This is a genomic window from Campylobacter sp. RM16187, assembly GCF_025319965.1.
GTDB lineage: Bacteria > Campylobacterota > Campylobacteria > Campylobacterales > Campylobacteraceae > Campylobacter_A.
The window spans coordinates 1060762-1074786 of record NZ_CP012549.1 but is presented as its reverse complement, the minus strand read 5'-3'; the positions used below and the strand labels follow the sequence as shown (position 1 = coordinate 1074786).

Here is a 14025-nt window from a genome sequence, read left to right as displayed (position 1 = left end):
AACGATCCTATAAGCCTGAAGTGTTTATGAAACTCTCTTATTGTCCTCACAATAAGACTAAAACAACCATCTCTCTTGTATGCTTTAACAAGAGAGATGGAATAATTATCCGTTATTAGCCGTTAGTCAAACCTTTAGTGTCTATATCGTTATCTATAATTATAGATACTGTATTTGTATTGTTGGTGTATGTAGTGTTTCCATCAATAGTAGCTCCGGTACTCCATTTACCACCATCAGAATCTTTTAATGAGTCATCACTGCCACCTTTTACAGTAAGTGTTTCATCGCCATTGGCTTTATCTATATCTAAGACGTCTTTTGCTGTTATATTTAGCTTTGCACCATCCACTTCTGACAGATCAATGGATTTGATGTTTTTATCTACCTTAGATATGTTTGATAGATCTATTGTTTTACTACTATCTATATCGTTTATAATTAAATTTCCGGATTTATTAGTAACGACAGTATCTCCACCTGCTATACCGGTTGAAGATGCTTTATCATCTTTTATGATAACGTCTTTCCCGCCAGCTCCATCTAATAGCCTTGCGCTAGTACCTTCTCCTGTTAATGATATAATATCATCACCTTTACCACCAAAGAGATTTCCTTCTATTTTAGCACTATCCGATACTTTGATAATGTCATTTCCATCTTCTGCATCTACACCGCTTACTACAGAAGTACCTGATCCTTGAATGGTTACTGTATCATCTCCTACTCCACTCTTTATGGCTGAAGATATTTTAGCTCCGCTTAAAATAGATATAATATCATCTCCACCTTTAGTATTTATGTTATCTATCGTGGAGTTGGTTACGGTCACTTTATCTACGCCCGTAGCTGAGCCTAGTATATCGCCTCTTACGGTAGAATTTGTAACATTAATTATTTGATCGACTTTATCTCCATGTATATTGGTATGTATATTTCCTTGTATAGTAGCTCCATCCGTTACATTTAGCTCCATTCTACCCGCCGTTCGAACTCCTCTGTCGTTTTGAGCTAAATTTGAATTCGTTCCTATTATAGTAGTTGCGCCTGAGATGTTGATTGCTTCAGGTGTTCCGCCGTCAACGCCACCGGTGCTTACTCTTGCTCCTACATCGGCTCCATCTTTCACGGTGACGGCATCTTTACCGTCTTGACCACATACGATATTTCTTACGAAAGTGCCTTCGTCTGAGACGGTTATAGTGTCATTACCCGTTCCGCCAAAGACATTTTGCGCTTGAGATTTACCGTCAAATACTATAGTGTCTGCTCCTCTGTTGCCCTCTACATTGCCTGATATATTGGCTCCGCCTCCAATCGACTTGCCATTATTGTCTTTTTCTGTTCCCGTTACGGTTATAGCATCGTCGCCGTCTCCGCCTCGCACGGCTTTAGCCGATCCGCCAGATACGGTTATATTATCTTGACCGGCTCCACCTAGGACTTCGCCTGTGATAGTGGCTTTATTTGTATTGATAACATCATCTCCACCGCGAGTATCGATATTGCCTTTTATATAGCTGTTTTCTACCTGAATCTCATCTTTATCTCCTCCGCCTAAAACATCGCCTCCGACAGTAGAATTATCTAAAATATCGATCTTGTTTTCGCCACCATAAGTGCCGCCTTCGACGTTGCCTTTTACTTCGGCGTTTTGGATGGTGATATTATTTCCATCAGATTTTTCGGCTCCACCATATACGCTAGGACTTTCTCCGCGGCCTCCGCTTACGTATCCTTCTATTTTAGCACCGTCTAAAATTTTGATCGTATCGCTATCTTCATTTCCCTCTACGTTCCCGGTTACGACCGTGCCGGCTCCGGTTATAGTTATCTCGTCGTCACCCCATCTTCCGACTATGCCGTCTACCTTTGCACCATCTTCTACTTTAATTATATCGTCGCCGCCTCTACCGTTTATACCGCTGACATAAGTTCCAGTACCACTTACGGTTATCTTATCGTCGCCTTCATCCGCTATGATAAGCTTAGTATTTGCGCCATCTTCTACCTGAATGATATCGTTGCCGTCTCCGCCCAATATATATTTTGCGCTGGTTCCTGCACCCCTTAGGGTTATAGTATCTATATCAGCACCACTATCCACTATATCTATATTTTTGCCCTGGTTTGCCTGTGCTGCTTTTTCGTGCTCATCATTCATAGTTTTTGTGTCGCCTCTTATCTGGTCTATTACTTTAGCGCCGCTTTCTATGGTTATAATATCTTTTCCCGCTTCTCCTAGTATATTTTTTACCGACGAATTTCCTTTAGCAGTTATCACATCGTTGCCTGCGCCGCCGCGGATATTTCCTGTTACTGTAGATTCGTTTTCTACATAGATCTCATCCTCACCGTCATTGCCATGCACCTGATCTTTTACTGTTGATTTAATTATCTCAATCGTATCATCTCCTCCACCGGCATCGATTTTTTTGTGTATAGTTGAATTTGTTATCTCTATAGTATCATTGCCGTCATAGTCTTCTTTTGGTCTTTCTACATCGCCTAAGATAGAAAATTCACCCGCGCTCTTTCTTACTTCAGAGTCTTTTACTATGATAGTATCGTTTCCGCCTTCTCCAAGTATCGTATAATTTACCTTGGAGTCATTTTGAATAACCACCTTAGAGTCTGAGTACTCTCCTGCATGTATGTTTCCACCTACTGTTGAGTTGTCAATAGTTATTTCTCTAAATCCTGTTCCGTTTAGATCAATATGCTGAACTACCGTTGAGTTATTTTTGAGTTCTACGTTTACGTTTCCTGCGAAATCATGATTTGTAGGCGTATCTCCTTGTGCATTAAACTCTTCTTCTATACCGCTTCTTATACGCTTAGATACTTTTGAACCGCCATCTAAAATTATTTTTCCGCTACCTACTCCCGCTTCAATATTTCCCGCAACTTGAGAGCCATTATTTAAATTTATTGTTTCATCGCCATCTCTACCATAGATACTAGCTCCTACTTTCGCCTCTCCATCCATATTTATAACATCATCTCCGTCGCCGGTATTTATATTGCCATCAACAGTAGATTTGTTTGTCATTGTGATAGTATCTGCACCATCGTTTGTAAAGATATCGCCTTTAACTGTTGTGCCTTCTCCATCTATAGATATGGTATCTTTACCGTCTCCGGTGTTAATATCGTTTGTTATCTTAGCTCCGTTTTTCAAAGTTATCTCATCATCTCCTGTTCCAGTAGAGATAAAATCAACGGTTACGCCATCTATGGTGATATTATCCGCTTTATCCGATCCAAATACTCTTACAGGATTTGTATCCTGATCATCTAATACGACTACTCTGTTTTCTAAAGCATTGTATTTTGCTTCATTTCCTGAATTTGTTATCACCAAAGGCTTTGCCTCGTCAGAACCAAAAATAACAGTTCCTTTTTCGCTTGTCTTTGAATACCAACCGCCCTCTTTGATAAATTCGCCATCAATAAAGGCTTTATCGAATTTATCATCACCCTTTTGGACTACGCCTTTTTCAAGATTATATTCTCCTACTATTTCACTAAACCAATTAGATATATTACTTTTGTTTTCCACTTCAAAACCATCGGTTTTATTGTGAGCTTCAGAGTTATTGTCTATTTTGTCCAACTGACTGTTTAAAGCTTTAAAATAGTTAGTGTTTGCTCCGTTGATTTGTGCACCTGAATTATCGGCTGTTGAAGTTGTTTCAATATTACTTCTCATATCATTGTTTGTGCTTGTAGATGTGTATGATGCCATCTCTCTTACATATACAGATGAAGGCAGCTCTATTCCTTTTGGTTGCTCAGGTTGATTTGGTTGCTCAGGTTGATTTGGTTGCTCAGGTTGATTTGGTTGCTCAGGTTGATTTGGTTGCTCAGGTTGATTTGGTTGCTCAGGTTGATTTGGTTGCTCAGGTTGATTTGGTTGCTCAGGTTGATTTGGTTGTTCAGGTTGATTTGGTTGTTCAGGTTGATTTGGTTGTTCAGGTTGATTTGGTTGTTCAGGTTGATTTGGTTGTTCAGGTTGATTTGGTTGTTCAGGATTTATAGGTGATTGATTGTTTGATTCTGTTGTATTAGGAATAGGGCTAGAGTTTACACCTGATATATTTGTATCTGATTGTGGTGAATTGTCTAAATCTCCAAAAGACCTAAATACATTGCTTATATGCCCAGAATCTGTAAAGCTGGTTCCTCCTAGACTGATTCCTTCTGCGCTGATAGATCCGCCACCGCCTGCTGCAGTAGCTTCTAAATCTTGTAGCCCTTGTCCTTCTAATATAGATTTTTGTAAATCGTTTATGTCGGCTAATACATTGCTATTAGAGCCAGAATCTATCAGGGATTGATCTAAAACAATCTCATCATTACCTAGTATTGTTATATCTACACCATTTTTACTAGTAATAATAACTTTTGCATCAGGAGATAGAGTCATAACTTTCTCTCCGATCATTAGTTCATCGCCTACTTTTAAAACTCTAAAGAGTCTCTTGCAACAACATTTCCAAATAGTTGTTTTACAATGCCTGCTAAATTTGACATGTTTATCCTTTTTAAAATTTATTTTGAATGAATTATATCAATAAAAATAATATTGGTATATTGTACTTAGGTACAGTATTAAACTCGATTTTAAAAATATATTTTTAGTGTGATTCAGCAAAGATTTTTAAAAAACTGATTTTTTGTTTTCATGATTTATCAGCCAAATTTTTGTTTTTAGTCCTTCGCCGCCTGAGTATCCTCCAAGCGAATTGCTGGCAACCACTCGGTGACAAGGGATGATGATGGGGATTTTGTTTTTGCCGTTTGCAGAGCCTACCGCACGGCAAGCCTTTTGTCTGTCTATGTTTTTAGCCAGCTGGGCGTAGGTTATAGTCTTTCCGTAAGGAATTTTAAGTAGCGCTTCATATACGCTTTTTTGAAAGGGAGTGCCTGAAATTTCAAGTTCACATTTAAACTCGCGCAAATTTCCTTTGAAATACTCATTAAGCTCTTTTAAACAAAGCTTTAAATTTTCATCTTTAACCTCTGTTTTTACAAATTTATCCACGAAATTTAGAGCGCAAATTTTGCCCTCATCCGCACAAATTTCCAAGACTCCGATTGGGGATTTGAAGTAGGCTTTTTGCAAATTTACTCCTTTTTGTTTTGATGCATTTAAATTTAGCAAATTTTAGTTTAGTTTCTTATGCGTTTTTGGATAAAATAGGGCTAAATAGTTAAAATTTGTAGCTTATTTACTTTAAGCAAAAGGATCGGTGATGGATTTTTTTAAAGAGTATGAAAAACACGTTGATGAAAGGGCAATGCTTGGTATTCCGCCGCTTGCTTTGAGTGACGAGCAGATGAAAGAAGTTTGCGAGCTTTTAAAAGATGGTGATAAAAGGCAAGCCGAGCTTATAAATTTGCTTGCCAATAGAGTAAATCCGGGCGTTGATGATGCGGCTAAGATAAAGGCTGAGTTTTTAAACGAGATTATAAATCACGATGTAAAGATTGCCGGCGTTGATAAGCTAAGCGCGGTAAATATGCTAAAGCCTATGCTTGGCGGATATAGCGTGATCGTGCTTATAGCCTCGCTTCAAAACAGCGATAAATCCGTAGCAAAAGCTGCCTGTGAAGTGCTTAAAGATACGATTTTCGTGCATGATTATTTTAACGACGTGCTAAATTTAAGTAAGAGTAACGAATTTGCGCTTGAGGTTATCAACTCTTGGGCGCATGCGGAGTGGTTTTTGTCGCGCAAACCGCTTGATGAGGTGATAAAGGCGGTTGTCTTTAAGGTGCTTGGAGAGACGAACACTGACGATCTAAGCCCTGCAAGTGAAGCCTTTACTCGCTCTGATATCCCGCTTCATGCAAATGCTATGCTCGTTAGAAGGCAGCCCGGAAGCCTTGAAAAGATAGCTGAGCTTAAAAAAAGCGGTCGCGAGGTGGTTTATGTGGGCGATGTTGTGGGTACCGGCTCAAGTAGAAAAAGCGGCATCAACTCCATCCAGTGGCATCTTGGTCGTGAGATAGAGGGCGTGCCAAACAAAAAAACAGGCGGCATAGTTATGGGCACTACTATCGCTCCGATATTTTTTAACACCGCAGAAGATAGCGGCGCGCTACCGATCATCGCTGATGTAAGCTCGCTTGAGACCGGCGATGAGATAGAAATTTACCCGTATAAAGGCGAGATAGTGCGCGCAGGCAAGGTGGTGAGTCACTTTGCTCTCACGCCAAATACTCTGCTTGATGAGATAAGAGCGGGCGGGCGTATACCGCTTATCATCGGTCGCGGGCTTTGCATGAAGGCTAGGGCGGCTCTAAATTTGGGCGCTGAGGATATATTTACTAAACCTACACAGCCTAAGGATGAGGGCGAATTTGGCTTTACTCTAGCTCAAAAGATCGTGGGCAAGGCATGCAGCATGCAGGGTGTAAGACCAAATTCTTACGTCGAAGCTATGACTCTAACCGTAGGTAGCCAAGATACCACGGGTCCGATGACGAGAGATGAGATAAAAGAGCTTGCAAGCCTTGGATTTTCGGCTGATTTTGTGCTTCAGAGCTTTTGTCATACGGCTGCTTATCCTAAGCCAAGCGATGCGATCACGCATAAGACTTTGCCGAAATTTATGAACTCTCGCGGCGGCGTTAGCTTGAAACCCGGCGATGGTGTCATACACTCGTGGCTAAATCGCATGGTGCTTCCAGATACGCTTGGAACGGGCGGTGATAGCCATACGCGCTTTCCTATCGGCATAAGCTTTCCTGCAGGAAGCGGTCTTGTGGCGTTTGCGGCGGTGCTTGGCGTTATGCCTTTAAATATGCCAGAATCCGTCTTGGTGCGCTTTAAAGGCAAGCTTCAAAGAGGCGTCACGCTCAGAGATCTTGTAAATGCGATACCTTACTACGCGATCAAGCGCGGGCTGCTAACCGTCGAAAAGAAAAACAAGAAAAATATCTTCGCAGGCAAAATTTTAGAGATAGAAGGGCTTGAGAGCCTAAAAGTAGAGCAGGCATTTGAGCTAAGCGACGCTTCGGCGGAAAGATCGGCTGCAGCTTGCGTAGTGGCTCTTGATAAGGAACCCGTGATAGAGTATATAAGATCAAACATAACTCTCATCGAAGCGATGATAAAGGCAGGGTATGAAAGCAAGGCGACTTTAGAGCGAAGAGCTAACAAGATGCGCGAATGGTTGGCAAATCCAACCCTTCTAAAAGCCGATAGCAACGCCAAGTATGCCGAGGTGATAGAGATAGATTTAGACGAGATAACCGAGCCGATACTTGCCTGTCCGAACGATCCTGACGACGTGGCGACTCTTAGTGAAATTTTAGCTGATGAAAGACGCGCTAAAAAGATCGATGAGGTCTTTGTAGGAAGCTGTATGACAAATATCGGACACTACCGCGCGCTAGCCGAGGTGCTAAGAGGCGAGGGCGAGATACCTACGCGCCTTTGGGTTGTGCCGCCTACTAAGATGGATAAGGATAAGCTTGAGCGCGAGGGCTACTATGACGTGTTTAGAAGCGTAAAAGCACGTATAGAGGTGCCTGGCTGCTCGCTTTGTATGGGAAATCAAGCGCGAGTTGAGGATAATGCCGTGGTCTTTTCAACCTCGACTAGAAATTTTGACAACCGAATGGGGCTTGGCGCGAAAGTCTATCTTGGAAGCGCAGAACTTGCAGCAGTTTGCGCTCTACTTGGAAGACTGCCGAGTGTGGAAGAGTATATGAGGATAGTTCCTGAAAGAATCGCAGGCAAAGAAGATGAAATTTACAGATATCTAAATTTTAATGAGATAGAGAATTTCAAGATAGATTAAATTCTGATTTAAGCGGGTGAATTTGCGAATTTACCCGCTTATAAGATAAAGGATCAATATGCATTCGCATCCCGCAACTCCTTTTTTTATAATCCTAATACTTCTTATCGTAACTTTCTTTATGGCTATAATAATTCCTAAAGGCAAACGTAAGCTACTTTGGCTTTTTGTATGGTTTGTGATATTTTTTGCTGATTTGGTAGTTTTTAATTTAGCAAACAGATATTATATCTCTAAATATGCTGGAATTGAAATTTATAAAAAGTCGTTACAACGTGGTTATTATGTCGGCGAAATAGAAGGTAATACAACTAATTTTTATGTGGGAGAAAAAGGGATTTTGTCTATTGTTAATAATTTTGTAGATTTTGTAGATTTTAAAGAAAAAAATGAACATACAAAAGACAACAAATTTTACAGAATATATCTTGACAACAATATCTCAAAAGATTGCTTTTTATCAAAAAATAATATAGGAGAATTCCCTATTACATATTTTTTAAATCATATACACTCAAAGCTCATGAATAAATGTATAGCAAAAAAAGAAATTACGAAAAATGAAGTCACCGATATTTCTTTTGTAGATTGCAATAGTGCCAAATGCCAAAAAATGGAACAACCTAAGATAAGCTTTTTAGGTCGCTTAATAGGTATAAAATTTGATTACGAGGCAATGTTAAGAAGTGCCGATGAAATTGTAGCCGTTAGTAAAAATAGCTATTGCATATATAAAGATAGTAGCGTAAATAGCTGGCTGTTAAAAATGTTGTCTTTTGAATTTCATGCATATGATGATAGTTTATTTGCAAAATACTGTCAGTCGGCAGATATCAGAATTGAAGGTGTGGGAAATTCTTGCGATATTGAGCTTATAAAAAGATATTTTAAAAAATAATTAATATAGTTTATGGTGCAAAACTTTCAAGGTTGCTTGATGAAATTTAAACTTAATATAATAACTATATATTCTTTAGAAAATACAAGAAGTAAAATTTGAGGCTTATTTCGCCTCAAATTTGTAGTATCAAAATGAAATTTTATAGTCCAAGCAGGCTTTTAAGCACCATATAAATGATCGCCGCAGATCCGCCCGCTATCGGTAGAGTTATAACCCAAGCAAGCACGATAGGCTTGACCATAGCCCAGTTTGCATCTTTATTAAAGACTCCTATTCCAAGAACAGCTCCTATTAGAATATGTGTTGAGGAGACAGGAATACCAAGCTTTGTAGCAAATAGTATCACAGCACTAGCTCCAAGCTCGGCACTAAAACCAGTAGTTGGCAGTATCTCTGCAAGTTTAGATCCTATGGTCATGATAACTTCTTTGCCTAAAAACCAGAGTCCTACAACGAGTGCGATACCAAACGTTATCATGGCTATATTTGGAATAGGCGCAGTAGCGTTTATACTTCCGGTTTTTAATACGTCCAAAATAGCGGCAAAAGGTCCAACGGCATTCGCTATATCGTTTGCTCCGTGAGAAAAGGCAAATGACGAAGCTGTAAAAATTTGAAACCAAGAAAAAATTCTATTTGTGCTTTTTTCCGCATCGCTTTTACTCATTACATTTATCATTGCCAAGGTTGCAAGGTATGTGACTATGCCTATAACGCATATAATCCAAACAGTGCCTATGAGACCAACGTCAAAATTTAGATGTTTAAGCCCTTTAAATAGCATCATCGCAGATATTATGATCGCTCCTACTGCGGCTACGATGGGGATATGCTTTCTCATAGCTCTAAAAGTATCTATTGTTTTTTCGCGCTCTTTCATAGATTTTATAGCCATCTTGTATTCGCTTTTTTCAGCATCAATATTTTCTTCATCTATTATTGCTATTTTGCTTAATATTCTTATCTGCTCTTCTACTGGCTTTGTTTTTAGATCTCTTAGATACTGCTCTTTAAAGCTCTTTCTCTCTTTTTTAAGCTTTTTAAGCTCAATTGTGGAAATTCTAGTCGGATTTATAATTCTTGTTTTTATGTAGCTATATATCGAGTAGGATAAAATTCCTCCAAGGAGTGGAGAGATAACCCAGCTGATAGCTATCCTTCCAATACCCTGCCAAGATACCATTCCTAGAGCATCTTTTCCATCCATAGTCATAAAACCCATAGTAAGTCCAGCACCTACAATACCTCCTACTATAGAGTGAGTAGTGGATATAGGAAGTCCTTTTTTAGAGGCAACAAATAGCCATAATCCAGAGCTTAAAAGTGCTGACATCATAATAAGCACAAAGAGCATCGGGTCAATTCCAGTCTCAGGAAAGCGTATAATACCCTCTCTAATTGTCTTAGTAACCTCTCCTCCGGCGAAAATAGCTCCACTTAGCTCAAATACGGCAGCTATTATAAGAGCTTGTTTGATCGTAACTGTTTTTGCCCCGACGCTTGTTCCAAATGAGTTTGCAACGTCGTTGCCGCCGATATTAAACGCCATAAATATACCAAATATACTGGCTATTAAAAATAGTAAGAAGTGGTGAGACGGGATGTATTCGTACCCCCAGATAAAAAATCCTATAGTAGCTATTGAAAATACAATAAATGCGAACAGATTATCGCGCGACAAGGTGACCTCCACAATAAGTCAAAGTATAATAATTATATCTATAATTTTTTAAAATAGCCAAAATTTAAGACATTTGCACATAAAATATGATTTTAACTCTCGCATAGTTTTACTGCAAATTTAATTGCCTCTATATAGCTTGAAGTATCAGCAATGCCCTTGTATGCGATATTAAATGCGGTTCCATGATCGACGCTTGTGCGGATAATGGGTAAATTTAGGCTTACGTTTATGCTTTTATCAAAGTAAAGCGCTTTAAGAGGGGTTAGTCCTTGATCGTGATAGATGGCTGCTATTTTATTTAGTTTTTTAAGTGAGCTAGGATTAAAGGCGGCATCTGGCACTAGAGGACCTATAAAAATATCTTTCTTAAAATATCTATTGGCTCGGTTTATGGCTATTTTTATTTCGCTTTCTTCTTTGCCGCCAAGCACACCATTATCGCTAGCATGAGGGTTAAAGCCTAAAACTCCTATTTTTTCAAATTTTGTGCATTTATGAAGAGATATGAGAAATTTATAAAATTTTTTTGATTTTATCTGTTTTGATACCTTGCCAAGGGGTATGTGATCGGTAAAAAGCGCCACAAAAAGTTCATTGCATCCAAGCATCATTATCGCATCTTTTTTAAATTTATGCCTTAGATAATCCGTGTGACCTACAAAAGGCACTTTGGCTTTACTCCACGCCTCTTTATTGATTGGTAGAGTTGTTATCGCATCCGCTTTACCTTTTTTGGCTAATTTAATAGCATTTTTAAAAGAGTCAAACGAAAATTTACCGCTCTTTTTGCTGATTTTGCCAGGCTTTATATCAAAACACTCTCCGCATTCATAAAATTTCATATCACTTGGAATACTAAGATTTAGCTTTTTAGCGACACTACTTAACAACTCTTTGTTTATACAGTAGATTGGCACCATAAATTTAGAAATTTCCTCATGAGTTTTTAGCGCAATTTCTGGTCCTATGCCATTAATATCACCTAAGCTAATTGCTATTTTACGCACTCTATCATCTCTTTTATGGCTTGTTTAAGTCCTACAAAAACACTTCTGGCAATTATACTTTGTCCAATATTTAGCTCTTTAATTTCCGGAATAGATGCTATATCTTTTACGTTTTGATAATTCAATCCATGTCCGGCAGCCACCTTAAGACCAAGATAATCTCCAAATTTAGCGGATTCTTTTAGCTTATCAAGCTCTAAATTTAGAAGTTCTTTTAGCTCTATTTTGCTTTTTTGCAAATCTTTAATAGAGTAGTTTGTATTGGCTAGATTCGAGTTTAGCATCAGATAAGTGTTCGCATACGCACCCGTATGAAGCTCGATCCAATCGGCTTTTAGCTCGTGTGCCAACTGAACGCTCTCTTCAATAGGGTCTATAAACAGAGATACCTCTATCTCGTTTTCTTGGAGTTTTTTTATAACTTGACCTAAATTAGATATTTCTAAATTTAATCCACCTTCGGTAGTTAGCTCCTCACGCTTTTCTGGCACCAGCGTAGCTCTTGATGGTTTTAATTTTAAAACTAAATTTATTATTTCGGTATCTATGGAGCACTCTAAATTTACAGGAATTTTGGAGTTGGTAATGATATTTTTTACATCCATTTCATTTATATGACGACGATCTTCCCTCAGATGAATTGTGATTTGATCGGCACCCGCTAAATAGGCTTCAAAGCTAGCTAGTAGAACATCAGGATCATTTACTTTGCGTGCCTCTCTTAAAACGGCTATGTGATCGATATTTACTCCAAGAAGCATTTTTATCCTTTTTTGAAATGATTATATTAAATTTTGCTTTAAATTTACAATTGTTATAATCCAAAAATCAAATTTTTAAAGGAAATGTCATGACTATTAGAGAAAAAATTTTAGAAGATATTAAGACTGCCATGAAGGAAAAAGACAACTTCAAGCGTGATACTCTAAGACTTATAAACTCTGCAATAAAACAGGTTGAGGTTGATGAAAGAGCCCAGATGAGCGATGAAAAAGTACTTGCGATACTCCAAACTCAAATTAAACGTAGAATCGACTCTGTCGAGCAGTATAAAAAAGGCGGTCGGGATGATTTGGCACAAAATGAAGAAAATGAGATAAAGATTATCTGCGAATACATGCCAAAACAGCTAAGCGAGGATGAGCTAAGAGCCGAGATAGAAGCGATAATATCTGAGCTCGGAAGCGGGGCTAATATAGGCACGGTAATGAAAATAGCAAAGGAAAAAATCGGCGCTAGAAGCGATGGCAAAAGCATAAGCGATTGTGCTAAAAAACTTCTTTCTTAAATCTATAAATTTACAAAAGAGATCTTTAAAATCTCTTTTGTAGTTAAATTATTTTTTATCGTTTGATATACTCTCTTCAACCATAGCATCAATTATCTTAAATGTATTGCTACTAAGCTCTTTTAATTTTGTAAATCTATCTACAAATTTTGAAATATCTTTCATGGAGTAGCCATTTTCGGACTCTTGTAGATTTTTGTAAATCAAACTACTCATCTCTTCTGCCGGAAGCCTGATTTTATCATAGCTTTTTGAGCCGCTAAAGTAGTTTTTGCAATCATTTTCATACCAGCTTCTCATATTATCAGATTGCCTTTGCATATCCTCGTCATTTCCTCTTTCGTTAATGACGTTATTGTATGCGGTTTGTTGATAGGTTACCTGCGTTATTTTTCCTATTATTCCCACTGTCTTATTTTCTACATATTTTGAAATTTTAGCGGTTTTTGTAGCGCCTTGGCTAAATACATTAATAGCCTCTCTGAAATTTGCAACACTTACATTTGCTACTTGGGCTATCTGTGTTATTTTATTTGAGTTATCGTTTAGTTCGTTTGTCTGTTGTTGAAGTGTTTGGATATTTATTCCTATTTCACTTGTTGCTTTTTGTGTATTTTCAGCTAGTTTTCTCACCTCATCGGCAACTACTGCAAATCCGCGCCCATGCTCTCCCGCACGTGCCGCTTCTATAGCTGCATTTAAGGCTAGAAGGTTGGTTTGCTCTGCTATATCTTTAATTAGATTTACAACTGATGAAATTTCATCAGTTCTGTTTGTAAGGTTTCTTATAGCTTCGCTTGAATCGGTTATCAAGCTTTCCAAATCGCTCATATTTGAGCTGAGCTCATTTACCGCTACTATGCTTTCGCTAGCCCTGTTCGATGTCTCTTGAGCCATAGTAGCTATCTCTGTTAAGTTTTTGATACTTTGATCAAGATCATTTTGAACATCAACAATGCCACTATTTCCATTGCCAAGCTCGCTAAATTTCTCTGATAAAACTCCTCTTGTTTTACCTTTTTGTCCGGCTTTAATACCCTCAACGCCTTCACTCATAGACTCTGCATTGCTTTTAAAAAGTCCTCTAAAACCCTCTACAAATATATTTCTATAGGCTATTCCATTTTCTGCTGATTTTACGCATGTGCCCATCTCTCTTTGCAAAGCTTCTATTTGATCTAGAAGATCATTGATCCCAAGCGCAATTTGACCTATAGGTTCATTTGGATCTATATCCAAAATTCTAGGTTCTAAAATACCGTTTCTAGCTTGTGAGATAACGCTTAAAATTTCATCATAGTTTACTTTTTTGCCAAAAAACATAATTTTTC

The 14025-nt window shown here is 38.3% G+C and carries 9 protein-coding genes; 3 read left to right on the top strand and 6 right to left on the bottom strand.

What is annotated here, in order from left to right:
• Positions 1–115: 115 nt before the first annotated feature.
• On the bottom strand, positions 116–4447 hold the full coding sequence (locus CDOMF_RS05815; RefSeq protein WP_260951125.1) for a hypothetical protein: 4332 nt from the start codon (positions 4445–4447) through the stop codon (positions 116–118).
• Between the two features lie 216 nt (positions 4448–4663).
• On the bottom strand, positions 4664–5128 hold the full coding sequence (locus CDOMF_RS05810) for a methylated-DNA--[protein]-cysteine S-methyltransferase (RefSeq protein WP_260951124.1): 465 nt from the start codon (positions 5126–5128) through the stop codon (positions 4664–4666).
• 130 nt (positions 5129–5258) lie between these two features.
• Here CDOMF_RS05810 and CDOMF_RS05805 point away from each other — a divergent pair, with 130 nt between their 5' ends.
• Both CDOMF_RS05805 and CDOMF_RS05800 read left to right on the top strand, forming a co-directional pair.
• Complete coding sequence (locus CDOMF_RS05805; RefSeq protein WP_260951123.1) at positions 5259–7814, top strand: bifunctional aconitate hydratase 2/2-methylisocitrate dehydratase; 2556 nt, start codon at positions 5259–5261, stop codon at positions 7812–7814.
• Positions 7815–7935: 121 nt separating this feature from the next.
• Positions 7936–8712, top strand: coding sequence for a hypothetical protein (locus CDOMF_RS05800; protein WP_260951122.1), 777 nt, complete (start codon positions 7936–7938; stop codon positions 8710–8712).
• Between the two features lie 142 nt (positions 8713–8854).
• Here CDOMF_RS05800 and CDOMF_RS05795 read toward each other — a convergent pair whose 3' ends face one another.
• The 3 genes from CDOMF_RS05795 to CDOMF_RS05785 form a co-directional block, all read right to left on the bottom strand.
• Positions 8855–10396: an inorganic phosphate transporter gene (locus CDOMF_RS05795; protein ID WP_260953141.1), complete on the bottom strand. Its 1542-nt coding sequence runs from the start codon at positions 10394–10396 to the stop codon at positions 8855–8857.
• Positions 10397–10488: 92 nt separating this feature from the next.
• Positions 10489–11406, bottom strand: coding sequence for a 4-hydroxythreonine-4-phosphate dehydrogenase (pdxA, locus tag CDOMF_RS05790; protein WP_260951121.1), 918 nt, complete (start codon positions 11404–11406; stop codon positions 10489–10491).
• Positions 11394–12167 carry a pyridoxine 5'-phosphate synthase gene (locus CDOMF_RS05785; RefSeq protein ID WP_260951120.1) on the bottom strand — a complete coding sequence of 258 codons (774 nt, stop codon included), beginning with the start codon at positions 12165–12167 and terminating at the stop codon, positions 11394–11396. Before CDOMF_RS05785 ends, pdxA begins: the two co-directional genes overlap by 13 nt.
• An 89-nt stretch (positions 12168–12256) precedes the next feature.
• Here CDOMF_RS05785 and CDOMF_RS05780 point away from each other — a divergent pair, with 89 nt between their 5' ends.
• A complete protein-coding gene (locus CDOMF_RS05780) occupies positions 12257–12694 on the top strand; it encodes a GatB/YqeY domain-containing protein (protein WP_260951119.1) in 438 nt (145 codons plus the stop codon).
• Between the two features lie 48 nt (positions 12695–12742).
• Here CDOMF_RS05780 and CDOMF_RS05775 read toward each other — a convergent pair whose 3' ends face one another.
• Positions 12743–14017: a methyl-accepting chemotaxis protein gene (locus CDOMF_RS05775; protein WP_269468964.1), complete on the bottom strand. Its 1275-nt coding sequence runs from the start codon at positions 14015–14017 to the stop codon at positions 12743–12745.
• Between the last annotated feature and the right edge of the window lie 8 nt (positions 14018–14025).